Here is a 25655-nt window from a genome sequence, read left to right on the forward strand (position 1 = left end):
CTCATGTGGTTCCATTCGACCCCAGGTTTCCCATATGACGATCCACTACCGCGATGCCCTCCCCGATGATGCCGCTGCCTGCATCGACCTGCGCGGGCGCACCCGCGAAAACGCCTTCAGTGCCGCGCGGCTGGCCGAACTGGGCATCACCGAGGACAGCTGGGCAGCGGGCATCGCCGAGGGCGATTCCATCGGCCGCATCGCCTGCGAGGGCGAGCGGATGGCCGGCTACTGCTTTGCCGACCGCGAAAGCGGCGAGGTGCTGGTGCTGGCCCTGCTGCCGGAATTCGAGAACCGCGGCATCGGCCGGCAGCTGCTGCAGGACGTGGTCAGCCTGACCCGCGATGCCGGCCACACCCGCCTATTCCTGGCCTGCTCGGCAGACCCGCGTTCGCGCTCGTATGGCTTCTATCGGCATCTGGGCTGGAAGGCGACCGGCGAGATCGATGAGGCAGGTGACGAGATCCTTGAGTTGGCGTGATTGAGTGCATCGCCGGGCATGGCCCGGCGCTAGCGGGTGAGGGTGCCGCGAACCGTCGGATGCTGCGTTGCATCAAAATCGGACCAGAAGCGGTTAAAATTGCCCCTGGAATGCTGCAAGGCGTTGTTTCTTCACGCTCTTTCCCTGCTTCTTGCGCATCCTGACCCCTTCCCCCCGCCAACGATTCCGCCCCCATGAAGAAATTTGGCAAGGCCCTGCTCGCCCTGCTCGTGCTGCTGTTGCTGGTCGCCGCACTGTTCCTGTACTGGCCGCTGACCCAGCGCTCGGTGCCCGCCGCGAGCAACGACAAGCCCGTCGATGTCGTGCTGGTCGGCGCCGGCATCATGAGCATCACTCTGGCCACCTACCTGCAGGAACTGCAGCCGGACTGGAACATCCAGGTCTACGAGCGCCTCGACAGCGTCGCCGGTGAAAGCTCGGACGGCTGGAACAACGCCGGCACCGGCCACTCGGCATTCGCCGAACTGAACTACACACCGGAACTGCCCGATGGCAGCATCGAGACCAAGCGCGCGGTCGGCATCGCCGAATCGTTCGAGGTCTCGCGCCAGTTCTGGTCGCACCAGGTGAAGGAAGGCCGGCTGAGCCAGCCCAGCGACTTCATCAACCCGACCCCGCACATGAGCTTCGTCTGGGGTGATGACAACATCGCCTACCTGCACAAGCGCCAGCAGGCGCTGGTGAAGAACCCGCTGTTCTACGGCATGCAGTACTCCGAAGACCCGGCGCAGATCAAGCAGTGGGCACCGCTGCTGATGGAAGGCCGCGACCCGAAGCAGAAGGTCGCCGCCACCTGGATGCCGCTGGGCACCGACGTCAACTTCGGCGTCATCACCCGCCAGCTGACCGCCGGCCTGCAGCACAGCCCGAACTTCGGCCTGCACCTCAACCATGAGGTCAGCGCGCTGCGGCAGAACGCGGACAAGAGCTGGAACGTGACGGTGAAGGACCTCAAGGCCGGCACCGAGTCCACCACCCACGCCCGCTTCGTGTTCATCGGTGCCGGTGGCGCCGCGCTGAAGCTGCTGCAGATGTCGGGCATCCCGGAATCGAAGGACTACGCCGGCTTCCCGGTGGGCGGCCAGTTCCTCGCCTTCCAGGGCCAGGACGTGACCTCGCGCCATGGCGTGAAGGCCTACGGCATGGCCGAAACCGGCTCGCCGCCGATGTCGGTGCCGCACCTGGATGCGCGCAAGCTGGATGGCAAGCCGGTGGTCCTGTTCGGGCCGTTCGCGCTGTACAGCACCAAGTTCCTCAAGCACGGCTCGTGGTGGGACCTGTATTCGTCGGTCAACCACAACAACGTCGGCCCGATGCTGGAAGTGGGCAAGGACAACCTGGACCTGGTGCAGTACCTGATGGGCCAGGCACGCCTCAACGACGCCGATCGCCAGGCCGAACTGGTCAAGTACTTCCCCAACGCCAAGCCGGGCGACTGGAAGCTGGTCACCGCTGGCCAGCGCGTGCAGATCATCAAGCGTGATCCGCTGAAGGGCGCGGTGCTGCAGTTCGGTACCGAGATCGTGACCGACAAGGACCACACCCTTGCCGCGCTGCTGGGTGCCTCGCCGGGCGCCTCGACCTCGCCGCCGATCATGCTCGACCTGATGGCCAAGGCCTTCCCGGAACAGATGAAGGCCGGTTGGGAAGCCCGCCTGCGCGAGATCGTGCCGTCGTACGGCCGCAAGCTCAACGAGAGCGCCGCGCTGACCAACGAGATCCGCACGCTGACCAGCCAGACCCTGCACCTGCCCTACCTGGATGTTCCGGTGGAAGCGGGCGCGACGCCGGCCCTGGCACCGACAGCCGCCCCGACCCCGGCGCCGGCCAAGGAAAAGCGCAACGCCAACGAGGAACTGCAGGCGCTGTAAGCCTGCGCTTGCCATTGGACGGAAACGGACGGCCACCTTCGGGTGGCCGTCTGCGTTTGTGTCGCACCCACCTGTAGAGCCGAGCCTGCGCTCGGCTGCTCCTCGCGGTTGCCAACGGCCGAGCATGGGCTCGGCTCTGCAGAAATCCCTGCCGGGCGCCGACAAGCCCATGCGCAATGACGCGAATTGTAATGTTGTTAAGAATTATTTACATTTGCGTCCTGCGCAGTGACCGCGCCCATCCCAGATGGACCTGATGTGCCCGAAGCCGCCGCCCGGGTGCTGGACAACTGTTGCCGCCCCTTCCCCGCCTTCACGCTTCGAGCCCGCCATGTCTCTGACCCTCCGTACCCGCCTGCCACGCCGTGCGCTGCTGCCGGCTGCCCTGTTGTCCTCCCTCGCCGTGGCTGCACCGTCGGCGTTTGCCGATGTCGCTGCCGATGCGTCCGACGCCAAGACCCTGGACCGGGTGAGCGTGCGCGCCGAGCAGTCCGCGCCGCCGTCCAGCACCACGCGCCTGCCGATCACCCTGCAGGAAACGCCGCAGTCGTCCACGGTGATCGGCCTGCAGCGCCTGCAGGACGAATCGCTGTTCAGCCTCAACGACGTGATGCGCAATGTCACCGGCGTCAGCGTGTCCTTCTATGACACCCAGCGCCCGCTGTACTACGCGCGCGGCTTTGCCATCACCGATTTCCAGGTGGACGGCATTCCCACCTACAGCGGCTCGACCAACCAGGAATACGACACCGCCTTCTACGACCGGGTGGAAGTGATCCGCGGCGCCAACGGCCTGCTCAGCGGCGCCGGCGTGCCCTCGGCCACGGTGAACCTGCTGCGCAAGCGCCCGGGCAAGGAGTTCGACGCCTCGTTCTCGGTCAGTGCCGGCAGCTGGGACTACCGCCGCATGGAAGCGGACGTGACCGCGCCGCTGACCGCCGACGGCCGCTTCCGCAGCCGCGTGGTCGCCGCCTACACCGACCGCGATTTCTATTACGACCGCTACAAAGAGAACAAGGTGGCCGGCATGGCCGTGCTGGAAGGCGACGTGACCGACAGCACCACGGTCACCGTCGGCTACCAGACCCAGGACAACAACCCGGTGGGTTCGACCTGGGGCACCGTGCCGTTCTTCGACAGCAAGGGCAACTTCGCGCATCTGCCGCGCTCGACCAACCTGGCGCCGAAGTGGAGCTACTGGCAGCGCGAGACCAGCACGGTATTCGCCAACCTGGAACAGCGCTTCGGTGAGAACTGGCTGCTGAAGATCAACACCGCCTACACCCGTGGCAACGTGCAGAACATGCGCCTGTACGGCACCGGCAATCCCGACCCGGTGACCGGCGCGGGCATCTACCTGCGCACTGCCGCCGGCGATTCGGAAGACACCCGCCGCAACGTCGACGCCTACCTGACCGGCACCTTCAACCTGTGGGGCCGGGAGCACGACGTGACCGTGGGCGCACAGTGGGCCGACCTGGAAGGCACCACCAATACCCTGGCGCTGAACTACCCGCGCGATTGGGCGACCTGTGGCCGTGAGCGCTGCTACTACATCCCCAACGTGCACACCTGGGATGGCGACATCTCCGAAGTGACCTACACCCTCACCGGCGCACGCCGCGTGGCCAAGACCACGCAGAGCGGTTTCTACCTGGCCACCCGCCTGCGCCTGGCCGACCCGCTGGCGCTGATCGCCGGCGCACGCCTGAGCCGCTGGCAGACCCAGACCCGCGCCTACAACGCCGCCGGTGCCTACACCGCCACCAGCGGCGCGTACAAGGTGAGCGATGAAGTCACCCCGTACGTGGGCCTGGTGTACGACATCACCCCGAACGTGGCGGCCTATGCCAGCTACACCGAGATCTTCAACCCGCAGAACTACAAGGACCGCAACGAGAACCTGCTGGCGCCAGTGCAGGGCTCCAACCTGGAAGCGGGCCTGAAAACGCAGTGGTTTGATGGCCGTTTGACCGCCAACGCGGCGATCTTCGAAGCCAAGCAGGACAACTACGCGGTGCGTGACATGGGCGTGCCGGAAGGCTCGCTGAGCGATGGCAGCTCGGCCTACATCGGCGTCAACGGCACCAAGGCGCGTGGCTGGGAAGTGGACGTCAACGGCGAGATCCTGCCGGGCTGGACGGTCAATGCCGGCTATACCCACGTCAAAGTGACCCGCGCGGCCACCGACCTGCTGTACGCCAACCCGGCTGAAAACCTGCTGCAGCTCAATACCCAGTTGCAGCTGCGCGGCGCGCTGGAGCGCCTGAGCATCGGCGGTGGCGTGCAGTGGCAGAGCAAGGTGCAGGGCTACAACATCCCCTACCCGGTGGGGGTGGGCACCACGGTGACGGTGAACCAGCCCGCGTATGCGCTGGTGCAGTTCAACGCCAACTACCGCATCAGCGACAACTGGACGGCGACGCTGAGCGTGCGCAACGCGCTGGACAAGACCTACTGGGCCAACCTGGACTACAACAACTACGGCGAACCGCGCTTCGTGGCAGCCAGCCTGCGCTGGAAGTTCTGAGGCAGGCGGAAACCCGGTGGGTGCCGACCGTTGGGTGGGTGCCGACCGTTGGTCGGCACGCTCTCGCCCCGCCACGACCAACGGTCGTGGCCTACCTGGATGGGCCCGCCTACGCGCGGGCCCTTCTTTTTGGTGGGTGCCATTTGGTGGGTGCCGACCGTTGGTCGGCACGCCAGGCGGTCAGATTTGCTGCGCTGCGGGTTGCACACCCCTCCGTAATTATGGCGTAATTATTCCAACGCCATTCGGAAGTCCGTCGATGAACCCGAGCTGGGACACGCTGGAGCGGGGCCGCCAGGCGCGGCTGGAACGCGCCGCGCCATGGGCCAAAGGCCACGAGGTGGCGGCCGGCGATGTCGCCGAGCTGCTGCACGCGCTACTGGAGCCGGGCGACAAGATCTGCCTGGAAGGCAACAACCAGAAGCAGGCCGACTTCCTCGCCCAGGCGTTGGCCAACCTCGACCCGGCACGCGTGCATGACCTGCACATGGTGCAGTCGGTGCTGTCGCTGCCCTCGCACCTGGATGTGTTCGAGCGCGGCATCGCCTCCAGGCTGGATTTCTCCTTCTCCGGGCCGCAGTCGGTACGGCTGGCCAACCTGGTGGCCGAAGGGCGCATCCAGATCGGTGCCATCCACACCTACCTGGAACTGTTCGGCCGCTACTTCATCGACCTCACCCCGCGCGTGGCGCTGGTCGCGGCGCAGGCCGCCGACCGCCACGGCAATCTCTACACCGGCCCCAACACCGAAGACACGCCGGTGATTGTCGAGGCCACCGCATTCGGTGGCGGCATCGTCATCGCCCAGGTCAACGAGATCGTCGACACCCTCCCCCGCGTCGACATTCCTGCCGACTGGGTCAACTTCGTGGTGCAGGCGCCGCGCCCGAACCACATCGAACCGCTGTTCACCCGCGACCCGGCGCAGATTTCCGAGATCCAGGTGCTGATGGCGATGATGGCGATCAAGGGCATCTACGCCGAGTACGGGGTGAACCGCCTCAACCACGGCATCGGTTTCGATACTGCGGCGATCGAACTCCTGCTGCCGACCTATGCCGAATCGTTGGGGCTGAAAGGCAAGATCTGCCAGCACTGGGCGCTCAATCCGCACCCGGCGCTGATTCCGGCCATCGAATCGGGCTTCGTCAAATCGGTGCACTCGTTCGGCTCGGAACTGGGCATGGAGAAGTACATCGCCACGCGCGGGGATGTGTTCTTCACCGGCGCCGACGGTTCGATGCGCTCCAACCGTGCGTTCTCGCAGACTGCAGGACTGTATGCCTGCGACATGTTCATCGGCTCCACGTTGCAGATCGACCTGCAGGGCAACAGTTCCACCGCCACCCGCGACCGTATCGCCGGCTTCGGTGGCGCGCCCAACATGGGCTCGGATGCACGCGGCCGCCGCCATGCCAGCGACGCCTGGCTCAAGGCGGGCCAGCAGGCCGCGCGGCCGGGCGAAATGCCGCGTGGGCGCAAGCTGGTGGTGCAGATGGTGGAAACCTTCCGCGAGCACATGGCGCCGGCCTTCGTCGACCGCCTGGATGCCTGGGAACTGGCCGAACGCGCGGCCATGCCGCTGCCACCGGTGATGATCTACGGCGACGACGTCAGCCATGTGCTGACCGAGGAAGGCATCGCCAACCTGCTGCTGTGCCGCAGCCCGGAAGAGCGCGAGCAGGCGATCCGCGGCGTGGCCGGCTACACCGCCGTGGGCAGGGGCCGAGACCGCGCGATGGTGGAGAACCTGCGCGACCGCGGAGTGATCCGCCGCCCGGACGATCTCGGCATCAACGTGCGCGACGCCAGCCGCGATCTTCTTGCCGCGCGTTCGGTGAAAGACCTGGTGCGCTGGTCCGGCGGTCTGTACGACCCGCCCAAGCGCTTCCGCAACTGGTAAGGGGCACGCCATGGAAACCCTCGACTATCGATTCGACGGCACGACGCCTGTGCGCTTCCCCACCGATGCCGTGCTGGTGGGCGTACTGGCCTCGGGCAACCTGGAAATCCTGCTGGAACCGGCCGACCTGGACGGTGCGATGACGGTGCGCATCATCACCGCCGCGCGTGGCTTCGGCACGGTATGGCAGGCGGTGATCGCCGACTTCGCCCAGCGCCATCCCCTGCGCGATGTGCGCGTGTCGATCAACGATGCCGGCGCCACACCGGCGGTGGTCAGCCTGCGCCTTGACCAGGCGGTTGAGACCCTGCATGCCGGAGGCCAGCCATGACGCTCGCACAGCGCAACAGCTATTACGAAGCCGATGCCCGCGCGCGCATCGCCGGGCTGCTCGATGCAGGTTCGTTCCACGAATTTCTCGGCCCTGCCCGACGCGCCATAAGTCCGCACCTCGCGCAGCTGGACCAACCGGCCGCCTTCGACGATGGCATCGTCGTCGGCGAAGGACGCCTGCGCGGCAAGCGCGTTCTGGTGGCCGCGCAGCAGGGGGAATTCATGGGCGGCGGCGTGGGCGAGGTGCATGGCGCCAAGCTGACCGGCCTGCTGCGCCGTGCGGCAGCCACCCATCCCGATGGCGTGCTGCTGCTGCTCGATACCGGTGGTGTACGCCTGCACGAAGCCAACGCCGGCCTGATCGCCATTTCCGAAATCATGCGTGCCGCCCTGGGTGCGCGTGCAGCCGGTGTACCGGTCGTGGCGCTGATCGGCAGTGGCAACGGCGCCTTCGGCGGCATGGGCATCGTCGCCCGCTGCTGCAGCACAGTGATCATGTCCGAGGAGGGACGGCTGTCGCTGTCCGGCCCAGAGGTGATCGAGACCGTGCGCGGCGTGGAGGAATTCGATTCGCGCGACCGCGCACTGGTGTGGCGGGTGACCGGTGGCAAGCACCGCTACCTGATCGACCAGGCGCAGGTACTGGTGCCCGATGCGATCAGCGCGTTTGCGCAGGCAGCCTTTGATGCACTGCAGCCAGACACCGCCAGTGCCGACCCCGACGCGGCGCTGGCCGCGTTGCAGGCACGCCACGCCGCATTGAAAGCGCGCGTGGCGGCATGGGGCGACTGCAACGATGGACTGCAGATCTGGGCACGCCAGGGCATTGCGGAACCAGAACGCCTGGCACTGCTGGAAACCGATGCCTTCCTTGCCGCCACCGCGCACCGGAGCCTGCCATGAGCCTGCCATTGAATACGCTGCTGGACGCGCTGTTCCCGCGTGGCCACGCAATCACGGTAAACGATTCGGTACTGACCGGAACAGCGACCACCGACGACGGCGATGTGACCGTGATCGGCACCACCGACAAGATCGAAGTGGGCGTTGACCATGCGCTGGTGCTGGCCGACACCGTGCTGGCCAGCACCGCTGCACATCCGCAGCGTCCGATCGTGATGCTGGTCGATACCGCCGGCCAGCGCCTGGCGCGCCGCGATGAACTGCTGGGCATCAACGGCTACTTCGCCCATCTCGCACAGACCCTGGACCTGGCCCGCCGCCGTGGTGCGCGCCTGGTCACGCTGGTGTATGGCGAGTCGGTCAGCGGCGGCTTCCTGTCGTTCGGGCTGATGGCCGACCACATCCATGCCCTGCCCGATGCGCAGGTGCGGGTGATGGATCTGCGCGCGATGGCACGGGTGACCAAGCAGCCGCTGGAAAAACTGCAGGCGCTGAGCCTGACCTCGCCGGTGTTCGCGCCGGGCGTGGAAAACTACGTGGCGATGGGGGCAGTGCAATCGCTGTGGGAGGGCGACCTGGCCCATCACCTGCTGGACGCACTGCGCGCACCCGCCGACGGTGACCATCGCGCTGCGCTGGGTGCCGAACGCGGTGGCCGCACATTGGCTGCACAAGTGGCCGCCACCGTGAGCCAGGGCAATGCCTGAGCGGCCTGCCCGGCACACGCTGGTCTGGCTGTCGGCCGACGCCGATTGGCGCGCAGACCTGCCCACGCACGAGCCGCGCCTTTCCGCATGGCTGGCGCAGGGCTTCCCTGCCGTAGTGGCACGTCGTGCAGCGGATGATCCCGATTCGCGCCTGCGACTGGGCGTCCCGTTGCCACCGGCCGAAGGCAAGCAGCGCCTGTCGTTGCGCGTACCACTGCACGACGTCGCTCGCATGCGCGCGCCGCCGGCATTGAGTGAGCTGCTGGCGGCAGGCGATGCCGTGGTTCCGCAGGCGTGGCAGCAATCGCTTCACGACCTGCAGGCACTGGCCCCGGCCCGTGTGTTCGGCGCCTTCGCCTGGCAATGGCTGACCGCCCTGCCCTACGTGCATGAGCGTTCGGACATCGACCTGCTGTGGCAGGTGACCGACGCCGCGCAGGCCGAAGCGCTGATCGCGCAGTTGCTGGCATGGGAGAGCCGCCATCCGCATCGCCTTGATGGCGAGCTGTGCCTGCCCGATGGTGGCGCGGTGAACTGGCGCGAACTTGCCGGCCGCAGTCGCCAGGTGCTGGTGAAGCGCTTGGACGGAGCCGCATTGGAAGCGCGCGATACGCTGTTCGACAAGTGCGAGGTGACCGCATGATTGCCGCCCGCAAGCCGTTGCCTGCATGCGGCGCGGTGGTCGACAGCGCACGCCTGGGACGACTCGCCATTGCAAGCCTGCACACCGAGCTGGCCTGCGCCCCGAAACCGGGCCTGGTCACGCCGTTCAACAGTGGCAGCCATGACGACATGGATGCCAGCACGTTCCTGCGCAGCCTGTTCGCACTGCGCCACTACTTCACTGCGGTGGCCAGGGCCGGTGCCGCGGGTGCCCCCTTCACGGTGCTGCGCGATCACGGCATTGCCGCCGAAACTGCCATGCTGGCCGCCACCGCTGGCATCAACACCCATCGCGGCGCGATCTTCAGCCTTGGCCTGCTGGTGGCCGCCGCTGCTGAGCGCAGGCGCGTGCATGGCCATGCTGTATCCGGCGCACAGGTGTGTCTGGCAGTCCAGCAGTGGAACGACGCGCTCATCGTGGCGCCACTGGACCCGCACAGCCCGGGACAACGCGCGCGTGCGCGCCATGGGGTCAGCGGCGTACGCGAGCAGGCCGCCGCTGGTTACCCGGTGCTGCGCGAGCTGGCCCTGCCGACCCTGCGCCACGCGCTGCACAGCGGCCTGCCGCGCGACGCCGCGCTGTGCCACACGCTGATGCAGCTGATGGCGCAGGTGGACGATCTGAACCTGCTGCACCGTGGTGGCGCCGAGGGCCTGCGTTGGGCGCAGCAACAAGCGAGCGCATTCCTTTCCTCGGGCGGCGCCTTCGCGCCGGACTGGCGCATGCGCCTGCAGTCCATGGGCGATGCGTTCGTGATGCGTCGGCTCAGCCCGGGTGGCAGTGCCGATCTGCTGGCCTGCGCCTGGTTCCTGCTGCAGCAGGAGGGTGCATGAGCCTGGCCCTGCTCTGCCCCGGACAGGGTGCGCAGCATCCGGCGATGTTCGACCGCGTGCGTGGCCTCGCCGCTGCACGCGCGGTACTGGACGCGGCGGGCGACGTGCTGGGACGCGACGTGTTCGCTGCCGCAGCCGCCGACGACCGCTTCGACAACACACAGGCGCAACCGCTGCTGTGCGCCGCCAGCATCGCGCAATGGCATGTCCTGCGCGACGCCCTGCCGAGCCCGATCGTGCTGGCCGGGTACAGCATCGGCGAACTGGCGGCGCACGCCATTGCTGGCAGTTTCGATGCCAGCACCTGCCTTTCACTGTCGGCCCAGCGCGCGCGCCTGATGGATGCTGCCAGTCCCGCCGGTGCGGGCATGCAGGCCATCCTCGGCCTGGATCGACAGACGCTGCAGCCGCTGTGCGACACGCACGGCACGTATGTGGCCATCGCCAACGGCGCAGATCATTTCATCGTTGGCGGCACGCAGCAGGCACTGCAGGCGCTGGCCGCTGCCGCGCACGCGCAGGGCGCGGAGGTACGCTTGCTGCCGGTGCATGTGCCGGCCCACACGCCACTGCTGTCGGCAGCAGTCGAACCGTTTGCCGCCGCACTGCAGGCCACCACGTTGCGCGCGCCGCGCGTGCCGCTGCTGGCCGGCATCGACGCACGGCCGGTGCGCGACACCGCAGCGGTGGTGCACACGCTGTCTGCGCAGCTTGCACAGACCATCGAATGGGCACAGGTGATGCGCCAGGCCTTCGAGCGCGGCGCGCGGGTGTTCCTGCAGCTGGGCCCGGGCAACGCACTGGCCCGCATGATCGCGCCGGCCTATCCGTGCTGCGAGGTGCGCGCGATCGAGGAATTCCAGAGCCTGGACGGCGTGGCGGCGTGGGTCCGCAGCGCGCTGCAGCGGCTGCAGTAACGGGTTTGAGCAGTACGTAACGCGCAGTACGTAACAGGCCATACCCGGGGATGGCGGGCTTCCATCCGTGCAGTACGCGAATCAGGTGTCTGGGAGGGCGCATGACTCCACAAATTGCAACGATCATCGGTCTGGTGATCATGTTCATCGTCGCCACCGCGATGCCGATCAACATGGGTGCCGTCGCCTTCGCGCTGGCCTTCATCATCGGCGGGCTCTGGGTCGACATGGGGGGCAAGGAGGTACTCGCCGGCTTCCCGGGCGACCTGTTCCTGACCCTGGTCGGCATCACCTATCTGTTCGCCATCGCGCAGAAGAACGGCACCATCGACCTGCTGGTGCACTGGGCGGTGAAAGCGGTACGCGGCCATATCGTCGCCATCCCATGGGTGATGTTCGTGATCACCGCCGTGCTGACCGCCTTCGGTGCGCTCGGCCCGGCGGCGGTGGCGATCATCGGCCCGGTCGCACTGCGCTTTGCCAAGCAGTACAACATCAACCCGCTGATGATGGGCCTGCTGGTGATTCATGGTGCGCAGGCGGGTGGCTTCTCGCCGATCAGCGTGTACGGCAGCATCACCAATGGCGTGGTGCAGAAGGCCGGGCTGGACGTCACCGAGATGGCGGTGTTCCTGACCAGTCTCGGCTTCAACTTCATGATGGCGACGATCTGCTTCTTCGCCTTCGGCGGCATCGCGCTGCTGCGCCGCGGTTCGATCACTGCGGCGGGCAAGGTCGGCACCGCGGAACTGGCGATGGCCGGTGGTCCGCAGGCCTCGTCGCGGCAGTTCGCCATCGAAGGCCACGGTGCGCTGGTCGCGGCCGGTGGTGGCACCCTGTCCAACGATCCGGTGGCACTGGATGCGGTGGGCCTGACCCGCGAGCGGTTGTTCACCCTGATCGGCCTGCTCGGGCTCGGTGTGGCGGCACTGATCTACAACCTCAACGTCGGCCTGGTTTCGATCACGGTAGCGGTGGTGCTGGCACTGCTGTCGCCGCAGAGCCAGAAGGGTGCAGTGGATGGCATCAGTTGGTCCACTGTGCTGCTGATCTGCGGCGTGGTCACCTACATCGGTGTGCTGGAACATGCCGGTGCGGTGGACTTCATCGGCCACGGTGTTTCCAGCATCGGCATCCCCCTGCTGGGTGCACTGCTGGTCTGCTACGTGGGCGGCATCGTCTCCGCATTCGCCTCGTCGGCAGCGGTGCTGGGTGCCACCATTCCGCTGGCGGTGCCGTTCCTGATGCAGGGCCATCTCAGTGCCGCTGGCGTGATCTGCGCGCTGGCCGTGTCCTCCACCATCGTCGATGTCAGTCCGTTCTCGACCAACGGCGCACTGGTAGTGGCCTCGGCCGCGAAGGAAGAACGCGAAACGCTGTTCCGCCGCTTCCTGGTCTACAGCGGCCTGGTGGTGGCATTCGGCCCGCTGCTGGCCTGGCTGGTGTTCGTGGTGCCGGGCTGGATGTAAACGCCTCTGGTAGTGCCGGCCGCTGGCCGGCAACCCATGATCGCTGGATGGCTTCATGAGGTTGCCGGCCAGCGGCCGGCACTACCTGGCGTTACACTTTGTGCATGGCCATCGCTCCTGCTCCCCGTACAGCCAAGAAGCGCGCCCCTCTGTATGAGGAGGTGGCCGAACACGTGCGCGAGCGGATCTACGACTACCGCCTGCCACCGGGCGAGTGGATCGACGAGCCGGCACTGTGCGAGGAACTGGGCATCAGCCGCACGCCGCTGCGTGAAGCGCTGAAACTGCTCGCCGCCGAAGGCCTCGTGCAGATCGATGCCGGACGAGGCGCGCGGGTGACCCGGCTGACACTGGAAGACCTCAACCAGCTGTTCCCGGTGATGGCGATGCTGGAAGGACGCTGTGCGCATGAAGCGGTCAAGCACATCGACGACGCCGGCGTGCAGCAGCTGGAAGAACTGCACGCGGCGATGGAAACGGCCGCCGCAGACGGCAACATCGCCGAGTACTATCGCAACAACTACCTCATCCACGAGACGGTGCAGCATTACGCCGGCAATCCGTGGCTGATCCGCATCACCCACGACCTGCACCGCATCCTGAAGATGCATCGCGGGCGCCAGCTGCTGGCACCGGGGCGCACCGCGCAGTCGCTGGCCGAACACCGCGAACTGATGGAGTGCTTCCGCCAGCGCGATGCCGCGGCCGCCGAACGCACGATGGAACGGCACCTGCTCAGCCAGGGCCAGGCCTTGGCCGCGTATGTGGCGAGCGGGGGATTGTTGAACGTGCCTGCGCCGTTGCCGACCGAAGGCGGGAGCTGAGTTCATGGGGTTGCCGGCCGCTGGCCGGCAACCTGGAACCTCGCGTCAATCACCGCCGCCGCAGCTGCCTCCGTCACCGCCGCCACCGCTGTCGCCGCTGCCGCAGTCCGAGCTGCTGTAGCTGTGGTGGCTGTTGCTGTCGCCGGAATAGCCGCCGGAGAAATCGGCGGGCCCACTGCCACTGCCATCGCCCCGTGCGGGTGAGCCATCGGCAGTAGCCATTGCCATGCATACGATCGCGCCGACCAGCGGCAGCAGCCACACCACCAGCAGCTGCCCGGCGCGGCTGCTGACGGGAAGGTCGTCGCGCCCCAGCACCACGAAGCTGGCCACCAGGTTCAGCCCCAGCACCAGGGCAATCAGGACGAGGGTCACAGCCAGCATGGCGCAGCTCCTTGCGACGGGTTCGGGCCCGCAGACGATACCACCGCCGCCAGTTCGCCCTGCCTGTCATGAAGATGGGACAATGTAGGGCGCGCCGGCCTGCCCTCGGGGCCGCCGGCCCCCCTGCACCACACGGAAGAAGAAGAACAACAACATGCTGAAAGTCATTTTCGATACCGACCCGGGCGTCGACGACGCGCTGGCGCTGCTGTACCTGCACAAGCACCCGCAGATCGACCTGATCGGCGTCACCACCACCTTCGGCAATGCCTCGGTGGCGTCGACCACGCACAATGCGCTGTACCTGAAGCAGGCCTGGGGCCTGTCCGCGCCGGTCGCGCGCGGCGCTGAAGGCCCGCTGCAGCCCGAAGCCACCCCGGAAGCCTGGCCGGTGCACATCCATGGTCACAACGGCCTGGGCAACCACCCGGTGCCGGACGCTCTGGATGTGGCCGCTGATGCGCGCCCGGCCCACCAGCTGATCATCGACCTGGTGCGCGCCCATCCGGGCGAAGTGACCCTGGTGGCGGTCGGCCGCATGACCAACCTGGCGCTGGCCCTGCAGCAGGCCCCGGACATCGCCGGCCTGGTGCGTGGCGTGGTGCTGATGGGCGGTGCGTTCCACGTCAACGGCAACATCACTCCGGCGGCCGAAGCCAACATCTGGGGCGACGCCGAAGCGGCTGACATCGTCTTCACTGCCCATTGGCCGGTCACCGCCATCGGCCTGGACGTGACCACCCGGGTGGAAATGGACCGCGACGGTCTGGACAAGCTGGCCGCCATTGGTGGCGCCAATGCCGAACTGGTCCGCGCCCTGTCGCAGGACTACGTCGACTTCTATCTGCAGGCCGGCCACAAGGGCATGGTGGTGCACGACTGCTGCGCCTGCATCGCCCTGACCCGCCCGGAGCTGTTCCAGTTCGAGCGCGCCAGCGTGCGCGTGGCCACCGACGGCGTCGCCCGTGGCATGACCATTCCGAAGCCGGAAGGCATGGGTTTCGGCCCCAGCGTGTGGGACGGCCACGTGCTGCAGTCGATTGCCATCGGCGTTGATGCGGCCGCGGTGCTGGCCGACATCGAGCAGACCCTGAAGGTCTAAGCGCTCACGGCCCGCCCCGGGGCACGGGGCGGGTCTTCGGCACGGTCTCCGGCAGCGTCCACAGCACCGGCAGCACCAGCACCGCCACCAGCGCGATCATCGCCCCCGGCGCCGCCGCCCAACCGCTGCGCTCGACCCACCATTGCGCCAGCCACGGCGACGCCCCGCCGAACACTGCGGTGGCCATGGTGACCCCCAACGCCAGTCCACTGACCCGGCCCTCGCCCGGGAACTGTTCTGCCGTGGCCGGTGCCGCCACGGCACTGATGCCGCCGGCCACGCAGGCCAGCACCACCGCTGCGAGCACGATGCCCAACGGCGCGGCGGAGGCCATCCAGCCGAACATCGACAGCGGCAGCAGCGCCGCCAGCACCGTCAGCCCCAGCAGCAGCGGACGCCGCCCGAAGCGGTCGGACAACGCGCCGCACAGCGGGGTGATCGCGATCACCGCCACCGCTGCAATGGTCGACAGCCACAGCGCATCGCCTTCCTCGTGTCCCTGCGCGTGCAGGAACGCCGGCACATAGGTGATGCCCACGTAGTAGGTGATCGACCCGAGCGCGGAAATCGCAAACGTGCGCGCCACCGCACCCGGGTGGTTGCGCAGAACATGCCGCAGCGGCGTGGCCGGAATGCTGCCCTCGCGCCGCTGCCGTTCGAACTCCGGCGATTCGTGCATGCCCGAACGCGCGATCAGGATCACCAGTGCCAGCGCCGCGCCGAAGAAGAACGGGATCCGCCAGCCCCAGCTGTCCAGCTGCGGCGCAGGCAACAGCGCCACCGTGAGCGCGGAGATCGCCACTGCCAGCAACGCACCTACTTCACTGGCTGCCGAAGCCAACGACGTGACCAGGCCACGTCGTCGTACCGGTGCGCTTTCCAGCAGATAGGCGACCACGCCGGTGTATTCGCCACCCACCGAGAACGCCATCACGCAGCGCAGGACCAACAGCAGCACGCCCGCCGTCGCACCGGCGGTCGCGGCGGTCGGCAGCAACGCGGTGGCCAGCATGGCCGCCGCCATCAGCGCCATCGAGGCCAGCAGCATCCAGCGCCGGCCGAGCCGGTCGCCCAGGTGGCCGAAGCACAGCGCACCGAGCGGACGCATCAGGTAGGACACCGCGAAGCCGGCCAGAGTGACCAGCATCGCCTCCTGCCCGCCGCCAAAGAACACCCGCGACAGCACCGTGGCGAAGTACAGGTACAGGGTGAAGTCGTACCACTCCACTACCGTGGAGAGGCCGGCCACCCACATCGAGCGCTGCCGCCCCGCCGTCATCGCGTGTTTTCCTTCATGGCTGAAGGGTGTCATGCCGGCAGTGACGAAGCAGTAGATCCACGCCATGCGTGGATGGCTTGCCCCGCCAGACTTCAGGCCGGCAACTGCAACAGTGCCTGCAAACCGCCGCCCTCGCGATTGTGCAGCCGTAGAGAACCACCGAGCGATTGCGCCAGCTGCACGGCGATGGCCAGACCGAGCCCGGTACCGCCGGTATCCCGGTTGCGTGAGCTTTCCAGCCGATGGAAGGGCGCCAATACCGCCTGCAGCTGGTCTTCGGGAATACCGGGGCCACGATCGGAAATCCGAATCCACACCCTTCCCACCTCGTCGCGACCGGCATCAATCTCCGCGCTCCCGGCATAGCGCAAAGCGTTGTCGACCAGATTGCCGACCACCCGCCGCAGTGGTTGCGGCCACGTCTGCACGATCAGGCCGCTCGGGGCGCCACCACTGACTGGCTTGCCCACGTCCTGGTAATCGCCGACCACGCTGGACAGGAATGCCGCCAGATCCATTGCCACCGGCTCACCACTGGCCACATGGCTGCTGCGCGCGTACGCCACGCCTTCGCGTACCAGCTGCCCCAGATGGTCCAGGTCGGCCAGCAGCCGTTGCTGGGTGGCGTCTTCAGGCAGCGTTTCCACCCGCAGCTTCATCCGCGTGATCGGCGTCTGCAGATCGTGCGAGATCGCCGCCAGGATCTGCAGGCGTTCACTGACATGACCACGGATGCGGGCCTGCAGTGCGTTGAGTGCCGTTGCTGCGGTGCCTACCTCCGCTGGACCATCTTCAGGCAGCGCCGGCCCGTCCTGGCCGGGCTGCAGATGTTCCACCGCGTGCGACAACTGCCGCAACGGGCGTAGTGCCAATCGCACCGCAAGCCACGCACACACCAGCAGCAGCGCCAGCTGCGCCATCAGCACCAGCGGCAACCAGCGTGCCAGTGGCAGGCCGGACGGTGTGACCTCGATGGTCAGCAGCGTGCCGTCGTGCAGGCGCAGCTCCACTTCGAAGCGCTCGGGCATACGCGAGACCTGCCGCGCCTGCAGCGGATATCGATGCCGCAGACTGTCATCGATGATGCTGGTGACCTGCCGCGCACGATCAGTCTCCGGCGCAGGGCCGGCCGCGGCCGGGCGCAGCAGATAGCGGTAGGTTCGCCGTTCCAGACGCGGCACCCACGCTTCGCGCTCGCTGGCAGGCAAGCGCTCCAGCAAGGCCACGCTTACGGCCACGTCCTCGTCGAGGTTGCGCAGCATCATGCTGCGTGTGGACTGGTAGCGCTCGTAGAAAAGCAGGCCGAACGACATCGCATGGGCCAGAGTCAGCCCACCCAGCAGCAACAGCAGCAGCCGCGCCGACAGCGTGCGCGGCCAAGGCAGGCGGCGCGCCGCGGCGTTCATTCCTCCGGTCCCAGCAACTGCACCGGCACGCTGAACACATAGCCTTCGCTGCGCACGGTCTTGATGTAGGTCGGCTCACGCGCATCGTCGCCCAAGCGCTGGCGCACGCGGCTGACCAGCAGGTCGATCGAGCGGTCGAACAGCTCCGCATCGCGGCCTTGGGTGAGGCTGAGCAGCTGGTCGCGGCTGAGCACACGGTTGGCGTGGTCAAGGAACACGCGCAGCAGCCGGAACTCGGCGCCGCTGAGCGGATAGGCGGTGTCCTGCGCGTCCAGCAGGTGGCGGGCGGTGGTATCCAGGCGCCATTCGCCGAAGGCCAGCTGGCGGCCGGCTTCGCTCACCTGCAGGTTCGGCGGCAACATCTGCGTGCGGCGAATCACCGCGTTGATGCGTGCCAGCAGTTCGCGCGAGGAGAACGGTTTGGTCACGTAATCATCGGCGCCCATTTCCAGACCGATGATGCGGTCGGTCTCATCATCGCGGGCGGTCAGCAGCACCACCGGCACGGCGCGGTGCTTGCCGGCCCGCAGGTTGCGGCACAGGCTCAGGCCATCCTCGCCGGGCATCATCACATCCAGCACCACCAGGTCCACCGCATGGGTGTCCATCAGCGCGCGCATCGCGCGGCCACCATCGGCCTGGCTGACGCGCAGGCCGTTGCGCTGCAGGTAGTCGGCCAGCATCTGGCGGATGTCGCTGTCATCGTCGACGACAAGGATGTGCGGTACGTGGTTCATCGTATTCTCGATCGAGGCAGGGGCGAAGCCGCGCGGCGCGGCCATGGTAGCGCGGCTCAGGGGCTGGCCAGCAGGCGCTGGATCTCGCTTTCGGTACGCGCATAGTCGCCTTCACCGTAGTGCCGGTAGACCACCCGCCCCTGCCGGTCGATCAGGTACAGCGCGGGCCAGAAACGGTTACCCCATGCGTTCCAGATCTGGTACTGGTTGTCCTGCACCACCGGCCAGGTGATATCCAGCCGGTCGATCGCACGGCGCACGTTCCCCGGCAGCCCTTCATACGCGAATTCGGGGGTGTGCACGCCGATCACGTGCAGGCCGTATTTCTCGTATCGGCGATGCCACTGTTGAACGTACGGCGCCACGTTGAGGCAGTTGCTGCAGGTGTAGGTCCAGAACTCGACCAGCAGCACCTGCCCGCGCAGCTGCTGCAGGGTCAGCGGCGGGCTGTTGTGCCATGGCCCACCGCCGCTGAATCCCGCAGCGGGTGCGGCCTCGGCAGTCTGTGCACCGGCATCGGGGCTTGGCCAAGCAAGCAGCAGCGCAGCGGCGCTGAGCAGGGACAGCAGCAGCGGCACGGTATAGGCACGAAGCGTGGCCATCGCTCAGCCCCCCTGCTCGGCCAGCGGCAGCTCGGCCGGCTTCACTCCGGCAGCTTCCAGGATGCTGTCGGCCACCTGCGCGGGATGCGAGAGCAACGAGACATGGCTGCTGCCGATCGACTGCAGCTGCGCGCCAATGCGCTGCGCGGTGGCGACCTGCAGCTGCGGCGAGAGCATGCGGTCATCGCGGCTGACCACGTACCAGCTCGGCTTGCTGCGCCATGCCGCCGTGGTCACGGCCTCACCCAGCGCACTGGCCTTCAACGGCACCTGCGTGCTGTACAGCAGAGCGACGGCCTTCTTCATCACGTCGGGTGCGAAATCCTGGGCGATGGCATCGGCCGGCAGGGTCAGGTAACCATCTTTCTCCTGCAGGCGGGTCAGCCCGGGGCCGACCGGGAAGCCTTCGCCCTGCTGCGCGGAGGACTGGCCGACATCCGGTGCGAACGCGGCCACGTAGACCAGCGCCTGCACCTTGGGATCGTCGCCCGCTTCGGTGATGACCGTGCCGCCCCAGCTGTGGCCGACCAGCACTACCTTGCCGGGCGCGGCGGCGATCGCGCGACGGGTAGCGGCAACGTCGTCGGCCAGCGAGGTGAGCGGATTCTGTACCGCCACCGCCGGCAGCTTCCAGGCATGCAACGTACCGATGACCTTGTTCCAGCTGGAGCCATCGGCAAAAGCGCCGTGCACCAGGATCACCGTGGGCGGCGCGCCGGCATCGGCCTGCACTGCGAAGGCGGGGGTGGCGGCGCCGGCCAGGGCCAGGGCAGCGGCAAGCAGGGTGGTGCGGATCATGAGTGGCACTCCGGTGTTGGGAGTGGCCATTTCCGCATGCCGGTGTATCGCTGCTGTTTCGCTGTGATCCCGAGTTGTACCGGACTGTAGGGCGGCGGCGGGTTCCTACAGTGGGATACATTCGGCCGCTGGGCATGCCCCGGCGCCATCGGGTGGTTATCGTTCCCCGCACGCGGGCGCGCAACGCGCCGATGCGCGCCCGATGCGGCGTCTTTGTATCCAACTGTACGAAACCCCTGCCGCAGCCACAGTCGCTGACAAAACCCCGGGCATCGGCACACGTTGCCGATACCTGCTTAGCCCGAAATGGCCTCCATCGACCACCGGCCCGCAGGACACACCCATGATCAGCACCGCCTCCTCCCTCTACACCCCACGCCTGGATGCCGTCGGCCGCTGGCTTTCGCCGCTGGCCCTGCGCGCCCTGCTCGCCTGGGAATTCTTTGAATCCGGCCGCGAGAAGCTGGGCGGCCAGAACTGGTTCGCTGATCTGGAAGGCCGGTTCCCGTTCCCCTTCTCCACCCTGACCGCCTCGCTCAACTGGCAGCTGGCCACTTGGCTGGAACTGGTGGGCGCGGTGATGCTGCTGCTGGGCCTGGCCACGCGCTCGGTGGCGTACATCTTCTGGGTGCTCACCATCGTGGCCATCGCCGCCGTGCACTGGCCCGACCAGTGGAACGGCCTGGATGAACTCTGGCGGGGCTATGCGATCACCGACCAGGGCTACGGCAACTTCAAGCTGCCGCTGCTGTTCCTGGCCATGCTGCTGCCGCTGATCCTCAACGGTGGTGGATCACTCAGCCTGGACCGCCTGCTTGCCGGCCCGCAACACGCGGCCGCAGACGATGACGGCCTCGGCTGGGGCAGCAGCCTGATCGCCCTGCTGCTGCCGGTCGCCGCACTACTGCCCGGCGTCGGCTTCGGCGGTGCCCTGCTCGGCGCCGCGTTGTTGCTGGCCCATGTACTGCGCCTTCGCCGCAGCGCCTGATCCGCTTCCGCCCTTTCCCACCCTTCCTCGCATCGCATTCCGTCGCCTTCCAGCGGCGTCCATCCCGCACGCCCTGCGTGCACATCCCAAGGAGTCATCACCATGTCCGTCTCGACCAAGAACACCTCTGCTTCCCGTCTGCCGCGCATCGGCGCCATCGGCATCGCCCTGGCCGGCGGGCTGCTGCTGGCCGGCCAGGCTGCCGCGATCCAGCCGCTGGCGATCAGTGCCGTGGCCATGAGCGCCGCCGCTGAAGGCAAGTGCGGTGAAGGCAAGTGCGGCGCCAACAAGGCCAGCACCAGCAAGCCCGCCGGCAAGGCCAAGGTGGCCGAGGGCCAGTGCGGCGAAGGCAAGTGCGGCGACGCCTCGTTTGCCCGGACCGACCGTGACCACGACGGAAAGGTGTCGCGTGCCGAGTTCAATGCCGTGGCCGCCAAACGTGCCGCCGAATTCGACCGCATCGACACCGACCACGACGGTTACATCAGCGAGCAGGAAGCGCATGACTACCTGCGCAGCGTCTATACCGCCAATGGCAAGCCGATGCCGAAGGGCCTGTTCTCACGCGTTGCCGACTGATTGCCCGCACCCGGTGCCGCCCTCGTGGCGGCACCTCATCCCGGAGTACCCACCATGTCCCTGCCTTTGCCTACCGCCAGTGCGGGCCTCGGCCTGCGCCGAGGCCTGATCGATGAACTTCTGGCGATGCCGGCCGATGCCATCGACTTCCTCGAATGCTCGCCGGACAACTGGATCGGCGTCGGCGGTGCACACGGTGCCGCGCTGCGCCAGCTGAGCGAGCGCCACCGCCTGACCTGCCACGGTCTTTCGCTGTCGCTGGGTGGCCCGGACCCACTGGACCGCACGCTGCTGCAACAGACCCGCGCTTTTCTCGACCTGCACCAGGTACAGCTGTACAGCGAACACCTGAGTTACTGCGCCGCCGGGGGCCACCTCTATGACCTGCTGCCGCTGCCGTTCACCGCTGAGGCCGTACGCCACGTTGCCGGTCGCATCGCCCAGGTGCAGGACAGCCTGGGGCGTCGTATCGCGGTGGAGAACATCTCCTACTACGCAGTTCCCGCTGCCGATATGAGCGAGATCGAGTTCATCACTGCCGTGCTTGCCGAAGCCGACTGCGACCTGCTGCTGGACGTCAACAATGTCTTCGTCAACGCTTGCAACAATGGCTACGACGCCTTCGATTTCCTGCGCCGCGTGCCGGCCCACCGCGTGGCCTCCCTGCATGTGGCTGGCCACTTCGACGAGCACGACGGCTTCAAGATCGACACCCACGGCGCGCCGGTGAAAGGTGTGGTCTGGGCCCTGCTACGCCAGGCCTACGCGCATGTCGGCGTGCGCCCCACCCTGCTGGAGCGCGACTTCAATTTCCCGCCGCTGGCCGAACTGCTGGCGGAAGTGAAACAGATCCGCAGGGCCCAGACCGATGCCGAGTTGCCGGAGGTGGTCCATGCCTGAGTCCCTGGCCACGTTGCAGCGGCGCTGGGCCGACCATGTGCGCGATCCCTCGATGCCCGCACCCGATGGCATCGCGGCACGGCGGCTGGCGATCTACCGCCGCTTGTGCATCGACAGCCTGGACAACCTGCTGGCCGGCAGCCTGCCGCGGCTGCAGGAACAGCTGGGCGAATCGCGCTGGGGTGGTCTGGTCGAGCACTACTACGCTCACCACGACTGCCACACCCCGCTGTTCCCGCAGATCGCCAGCGAGTTCGCTGCCTGGCTGGCGGCGCAGGACATGTTCGCGCTGCCCGGCTGGGCGGCGGAACTGGCGCACTACGAGAGCGCGCAGCAGGCGCTGCACATCGAAGCGCGTGATGCCGGGCATTCGTTGAACTCCATGCCTGCGGGCAGCGACGTGCTGGCGCTGTCGCCGCTGGTGCGGGTACTGGGCTACCAGTGGCCGGTGCATGAGGACGCCGGGCTGGACAATGCACCCGCCAGCGAGCCGACGCTTCTGCTACTGCGCCGCCTGGCGGACTACCGCCTGCAGGTCGAGCAACTGGCACCGCTCGCATATGCGCTGTTGTCGGCATTTGGCAACGACGGTGCGCGCGTGGACGACGCCCGGCAGGCGCTGGCTGAGGCGCATGGCGTGTCCACCGATGCACTGCGCGTGGTGGCCGCGCCCTTGCTGGGCCAACTGTGCGCGGCCGGCGTGCTGGTCGCGCTGACCGGGTTCTGAGATTGCCGGCCAGCGGCCGGCACTACCCCTATCTGATTCGAGGTCTGACCATGGCTGTTTCCAACACTTCCTTGCTGCATGGCTGGCGCCTGTTCGTGGCCATCGCCGCAGTCCTGATCGCCTTTGCACTGGCAGCCTTCGCTCTGCAACCGGATCTAGCCGAGGGCAGCCGCGCAGCGATCCGGGTCACTGCCCGCACGTCGTTCCTGCTGTTCCTGGCCGCGTTTACGGCATCGTCATTTGCCACCCTGCTGCCCGGGCCGACCACCCGCTTCCTGATGCGCGAACGCCGCATCATCGGCCTGTCGTTTGCGTTCTCGCACCTGCTGCATGCCTTCGCCATCACCGCGTTCGGCATACTCAATCCGGCGTTCTGGCCAGCGCGCTCCGCCCTTGCCAATCTTCCCGGAACGATGGGTTACGTGGCCATCCTGGCGCTGGTCATCACCTCGCACCGGGGCATCGCCCGGCGCATGGGTCCAACCGCCTGGCGGCGACTGCACGTCACCGGCATGTGGGTCATCGCGGCGGTGTTCACCTATTCGTACTTCAAACGTGTACCCACGAACTTCTGGTACGCGGTGCCTTCGGCACTGCTGTTCACCGCCTTCGTAGTCCGCTGGATCGCCAAACGTGCTCAGTCGCTGCGCCGCAGCGCCCACGCCCGTCCTTCCCTGCCAGCGGCCTGATCATCCCCAACCGGAGTTTTGAACATGACAGTCTCTTCCTCTCGCCGCCGTGCACTGGTCATCGGCGGCTCACGCGGCATTGGTGCGGCCATTGCGCAACGCCTGGCCGTCGATGGCCATGACGTCGCCATCACCCACGTCTCGCGCCCCGATGGGGCGCAGGCATCGCTTGATGCCATCCGCGCGCACGGTGGCCGCGCGCTCGCCCTCCAGGCTGACAGCAGCGATGCCGATGCGTTGCGCCGGGCTGTGGCCGCCGCTGCGCAGGCCTTCGGTGGGTTGGATGTGCTGGTGGTCAATGCCGGCCTGTACCGTCACACACCGATCGACAGCGTGGATCTGCCTACGCTGGACCAGCTGCTGGCGGTGAACATACGTGGCGTGGTGCTGGCCATCCAGGCAGCCCTGCCGCATCTGTCCGGCGGTGGCCGCATCATCACCATCGGCAGCAACACGGCCGTGCGCAGTGGTTCGCCCGGCAGCAGCCTGTATGCGATGAGCAAGGCGGCGGTGGCCGCTCTGGTGCGCGAACTGGCGTTGGAGCTGGCCCCTCGCGGTATCACCATCAACAACCTGCAACCCGGCCCGACCGCGACCGACATCACTGCCGGCCTGGATGAGAAGCTTGCTGCGCGGGTACCCTTGGGCCGCATTGCCCAGCCTGACGAGATCGCGTCACTGGTCAGCTGGGTGGCGGGGCCGGAAGCGGGCTACATGACAGGCAGCAGCCTGACCATCGATGGAGGCTTCATCCTCTGAGCCCTGGCACGATCCCCCATCCCACACTCCACCGCATCAGCGCGCCCGGCGCAGGGTGATCAACGTGATCTCCGACGGCACGCCGATGCGGGCCGGGAATCCCGCCCACAGGCCGGCACCGTTGCTCACGTACAGCGTCATGCCATCCACCGTATAGCGGCCGGAAACGAAGCCGCCGTTGGCGCGCTTCACCAGCTGGTCCATGCCGATGATCTGGCCGCCATGGGTGTGTCCGGAAAGCTGCAGCTTCACCCCGCGTGCAGCCGCTTCGCGTGCGTTGCGCGGCCGATGGTCGAGCAGGATCACCGGCGCGGCAGGATCGGCACCCACCAGCGCGGCGTCCAGGTCGGGCAGTGGCAGGCCATAACGCGAGGCCACCGGATCGGTCACCCCGGCAATGGTCAGCGCGGCATCACCACGACGCACCTGGGTGTGGCTGTTTTCCAGCACCTGCATGTGCAGCGCGCGGAACGCCTGCATCCATTCGCTGTATTGCGCGTAGTACTCGTGGTTGCCGGTGATGGCGATCACCCCGTCCGGCGCTCGCAGGTCCGCCAGTGGGGTGTAATCGTTGCGGCGCGCCTGCACGCTGCCATCAATGAGGTCGCCGGTGATCACCACCAGATCCGGTTGCAGTGCATTGCTTTCCGCCACGACCTGGCGCACCCAGTCGCCGGTGAGCAGGCGGCTTGCGTGGATGTCGGTCAGCTGCAGCACGCGGTAGCCATCGAAGGCCGGCGGCAGGCCGGCGATGTCCACCTCGATCTGCCGCGACTTGGGTACGGCCATACCCTGGCTGACACCGAAGGCACTGAGCAGCAGCGCCAGCACCGCGGCAGACGGGCGCAACGCCCTGTTGCGCAGTGCAGAAAGGGCACGCGGTGCGCGCAAGAGGCGGGCAGCCAACAGGCCGGCATCCAGCACCAGCAGCGCCAGGGCCAGCAGCAGCACCGCGGTGGAGCCGGTGGCCAGCGTGGCGATGGCCATCTTCGGAATTTCCGGCGAGGCCATCGTGCCCCAGAAGCTGGCGACGATGCGCAGCTGCACGGCAATGCCGACCAGCAGCACGGACAGCACCACCTTCAACCAGACGGGCAGGCGCAGTGGCCAGAACAGGCGCCAGGCCACATACAGGCCCATCAGAAAACCAATCGTACTCAGCACTACGACAATCCAGAACGGCAAACAGGCCCGCCATGGTGACGGCAGAAGATGGCAATGGATAGAGCCGGGCTCAGGCCCGGCCCCG

The 25655-nt window shown here is 67.3% G+C and carries 26 protein-coding genes; 19 read left to right on the plus strand and 7 right to left on the minus strand.

Annotation, left to right across the window (positions count from 1 at the left end; translation table 11 throughout):
• Positions 1–34 precede the first annotated feature (34 nt).
• The 12 genes from AC13GI_RS08080 to AC13GI_RS08135 all read left to right on the plus strand — a co-directional run bounded on the left by AC13GI_RS08080 (position 35) and on the right by AC13GI_RS08135 (position 13456).
• Positions 35–481, plus strand: a complete 447-nt coding sequence (locus tag AC13GI_RS08080) for a GNAT family N-acetyltransferase (RefSeq protein ID WP_482995163.1) — start codon at positions 35–37, stop codon at positions 479–481.
• A 194-nt stretch (positions 482–675) separates the two neighbouring features.
• Positions 676–2373, plus strand: a complete 1698-nt coding sequence (mqo, locus tag AC13GI_RS08085) for a malate dehydrogenase (quinone) (RefSeq protein WP_482995162.1) — start codon at positions 676–678, stop codon at positions 2371–2373.
• A gap of 331 nt (positions 2374–2704) precedes the next feature.
• Entirely contained in the window at positions 2705–4903 is a 2199-nt protein-coding gene (locus tag AC13GI_RS08090) for a TonB-dependent siderophore receptor (protein WP_482995161.1), read from the plus strand.
• Positions 4904–5162: 259 nt separating this feature from the next.
• On the plus strand, positions 5163–6806 hold the full coding sequence (gene mdcA / locus AC13GI_RS08095) for a malonate decarboxylase subunit alpha (RefSeq protein WP_482995160.1): 1644 nt from the start codon (positions 5163–5165) through the stop codon (positions 6804–6806).
• Between the two features lie 10 nt (positions 6807–6816).
• The gene (mdcC, locus tag AC13GI_RS08100; RefSeq protein ID WP_099819354.1) at positions 6817–7137 is read left to right on the plus strand and encodes a malonate decarboxylase acyl carrier protein; all 321 of its coding nucleotides are present in this window, start codon (positions 6817–6819) and stop codon (positions 7135–7137) included.
• Positions 7134–8042 (plus strand): biotin-independent malonate decarboxylase subunit beta, encoded by a 909-nt coding sequence (locus AC13GI_RS08105; protein ID WP_482995159.1) that lies wholly within the window; start codon positions 7134–7136, stop codon positions 8040–8042. The genes mdcC and AC13GI_RS08105 overlap by 4 nt, the downstream gene beginning before the upstream one ends.
• 2 nt (positions 8043–8044) lie before the next feature.
• A complete protein-coding gene (gene mdcE / locus AC13GI_RS08110; protein WP_482995378.1) occupies positions 8045–8749 on the plus strand; it encodes a biotin-independent malonate decarboxylase subunit gamma in 705 nt (234 codons plus the stop codon).
• Positions 8742–9392, plus strand: coding sequence for a malonate decarboxylase holo-[acyl-carrier-protein] synthase (gene mdcG / locus AC13GI_RS08115; RefSeq protein WP_482995158.1), 651 nt, complete (start codon positions 8742–8744; stop codon positions 9390–9392). The genes mdcE and mdcG overlap by 8 nt, the downstream gene beginning before the upstream one ends.
• Positions 9389–10246 (plus strand): triphosphoribosyl-dephospho-CoA synthase MdcB, encoded by an 858-nt coding sequence (mdcB, locus tag AC13GI_RS08120; RefSeq protein ID WP_482995157.1) that lies wholly within the window; start codon positions 9389–9391, stop codon positions 10244–10246. The genes mdcG and mdcB overlap by 4 nt, the downstream gene beginning before the upstream one ends.
• On the plus strand, positions 10243–11163 hold the full coding sequence (mdcH, locus tag AC13GI_RS08125) for a malonate decarboxylase subunit epsilon (protein ID WP_482995156.1): 921 nt from the start codon (positions 10243–10245) through the stop codon (positions 11161–11163). Before mdcB ends, mdcH begins: the two co-directional genes overlap by 4 nt.
• A 101-nt stretch (positions 11164–11264) precedes the next feature.
• Positions 11265–12632, plus strand: coding sequence for an SLC13 family permease (locus tag AC13GI_RS08130; RefSeq protein ID WP_482995155.1), 1368 nt, complete (start codon positions 11265–11267; stop codon positions 12630–12632).
• A gap of 104 nt (positions 12633–12736) precedes the next feature.
• Positions 12737–13456, plus strand: a complete 720-nt coding sequence (locus tag AC13GI_RS08135) for a GntR family transcriptional regulator (RefSeq protein WP_482995975.1) — start codon at positions 12737–12739, stop codon at positions 13454–13456.
• Between the two features lie 45 nt (positions 13457–13501).
• On the opposite strand, the gene AC13GI_RS08140 is transcribed toward AC13GI_RS08135, so the two are convergent.
• Positions 13502–13840 carry a hypothetical protein gene (locus AC13GI_RS08140; protein WP_099819347.1) on the minus strand — a complete coding sequence of 113 codons (339 nt, stop codon included), beginning with the start codon at positions 13838–13840 and terminating at the stop codon, positions 13502–13504.
• 154 nt (positions 13841–13994) lie between these two features.
• Here AC13GI_RS08140 and AC13GI_RS08145 point away from each other — a divergent pair, with 154 nt between their 5' ends.
• Entirely contained in the window at positions 13995–14942 is a 948-nt protein-coding gene (locus AC13GI_RS08145; protein ID WP_482995976.1) for a nucleoside hydrolase, read from the plus strand.
• Positions 14943–14946: 4 nt separating this feature from the next.
• On the opposite strand, the gene AC13GI_RS08150 is transcribed toward AC13GI_RS08145, so the two are convergent.
• The 5 genes from AC13GI_RS08150 to AC13GI_RS08170 all read right to left on the minus strand — a co-directional run bounded on the left by AC13GI_RS08150 (position 14947) and on the right by AC13GI_RS08170 (position 19764).
• Positions 14947–16221: an MFS transporter gene (locus tag AC13GI_RS08150; protein WP_482996032.1), complete on the minus strand. Its 1275-nt coding sequence runs from the start codon at positions 16219–16221 to the stop codon at positions 14947–14949.
• A gap of 92 nt (positions 16222–16313) precedes the next feature.
• Positions 16314–17627, minus strand: coding sequence for an ATP-binding protein (locus AC13GI_RS08155; RefSeq protein WP_482995977.1), 1314 nt, complete (start codon positions 17625–17627; stop codon positions 16314–16316).
• Positions 17624–18364 carry a response regulator gene (locus AC13GI_RS08160; RefSeq protein ID WP_025873908.1) on the minus strand — a complete coding sequence of 247 codons (741 nt, stop codon included), beginning with the start codon at positions 18362–18364 and terminating at the stop codon, positions 17624–17626. The genes AC13GI_RS08155 and AC13GI_RS08160 overlap by 4 nt, the downstream gene beginning before the upstream one ends.
• A gap of 56 nt (positions 18365–18420) precedes the next feature.
• Positions 18421–18966, minus strand: a complete 546-nt coding sequence (locus AC13GI_RS08165) for a redoxin family protein (RefSeq protein ID WP_482995978.1) — start codon at positions 18964–18966, stop codon at positions 18421–18423.
• Positions 18967–18969: 3 nt separating this feature from the next.
• Positions 18970–19764 carry an alpha/beta fold hydrolase gene (locus AC13GI_RS08170; protein WP_482995979.1) on the minus strand — a complete coding sequence of 265 codons (795 nt, stop codon included), beginning with the start codon at positions 19762–19764 and terminating at the stop codon, positions 18970–18972.
• Between the two features lie 343 nt (positions 19765–20107).
• Between AC13GI_RS08170 and AC13GI_RS08175 the strand changes: the two genes are divergently transcribed.
• The 6 genes from AC13GI_RS08175 (at position 20108) to AC13GI_RS08200 (ending at position 24406) form a co-directional block, all read left to right on the plus strand.
• Positions 20108–20752 (plus strand): HvfX family Cu-binding RiPP maturation protein, encoded by a 645-nt coding sequence (locus tag AC13GI_RS08175; RefSeq protein WP_482995980.1) that lies wholly within the window; start codon positions 20108–20110, stop codon positions 20750–20752.
• Positions 20753–20854: 102 nt separating this feature from the next.
• Positions 20855–21331 (plus strand): HvfA family oxazolone/thioamide-modified RiPP metallophore, encoded by a 477-nt coding sequence (locus AC13GI_RS08180; protein WP_482995981.1) that lies wholly within the window; start codon positions 20855–20857, stop codon positions 21329–21331.
• A gap of 54 nt (positions 21332–21385) precedes the next feature.
• The gene (locus tag AC13GI_RS08185) at positions 21386–22231 is read left to right on the plus strand and encodes an HvfB family MNIO-type RiPP peptide maturase (RefSeq protein WP_482995982.1); all 846 of its coding nucleotides are present in this window, start codon (positions 21386–21388) and stop codon (positions 22229–22231) included.
• Complete coding sequence (locus AC13GI_RS08190) at positions 22224–22958, plus strand: HvfC family RiPP maturation protein (protein WP_482995983.1); 735 nt, start codon at positions 22224–22226, stop codon at positions 22956–22958. Before AC13GI_RS08185 ends, AC13GI_RS08190 begins: the two co-directional genes overlap by 8 nt.
• 50 nt (positions 22959–23008) lie before the next feature.
• Positions 23009–23647 (plus strand): ferric reductase-like transmembrane domain-containing protein, encoded by a 639-nt coding sequence (locus AC13GI_RS08195; protein ID WP_482996033.1) that lies wholly within the window; start codon positions 23009–23011, stop codon positions 23645–23647.
• Between the two features lie 24 nt (positions 23648–23671).
• On the plus strand, positions 23672–24406 hold the full coding sequence (locus AC13GI_RS08200; protein ID WP_482995984.1) for an SDR family NAD(P)-dependent oxidoreductase: 735 nt from the start codon (positions 23672–23674) through the stop codon (positions 24404–24406).
• A 36-nt stretch (positions 24407–24442) separates the two neighbouring features.
• Here AC13GI_RS08200 and AC13GI_RS08205 read toward each other — a convergent pair whose 3' ends face one another.
• Entirely contained in the window at positions 24443–25579 is a 1137-nt protein-coding gene (locus AC13GI_RS08205) for a metallophosphoesterase (protein ID WP_482996034.1), read from the minus strand.
• Between the last annotated feature and the right edge of the window lie 76 nt (positions 25580–25655).

The organism is Stenotrophomonas sp. 82F1 (assembly GCF_056861525.1).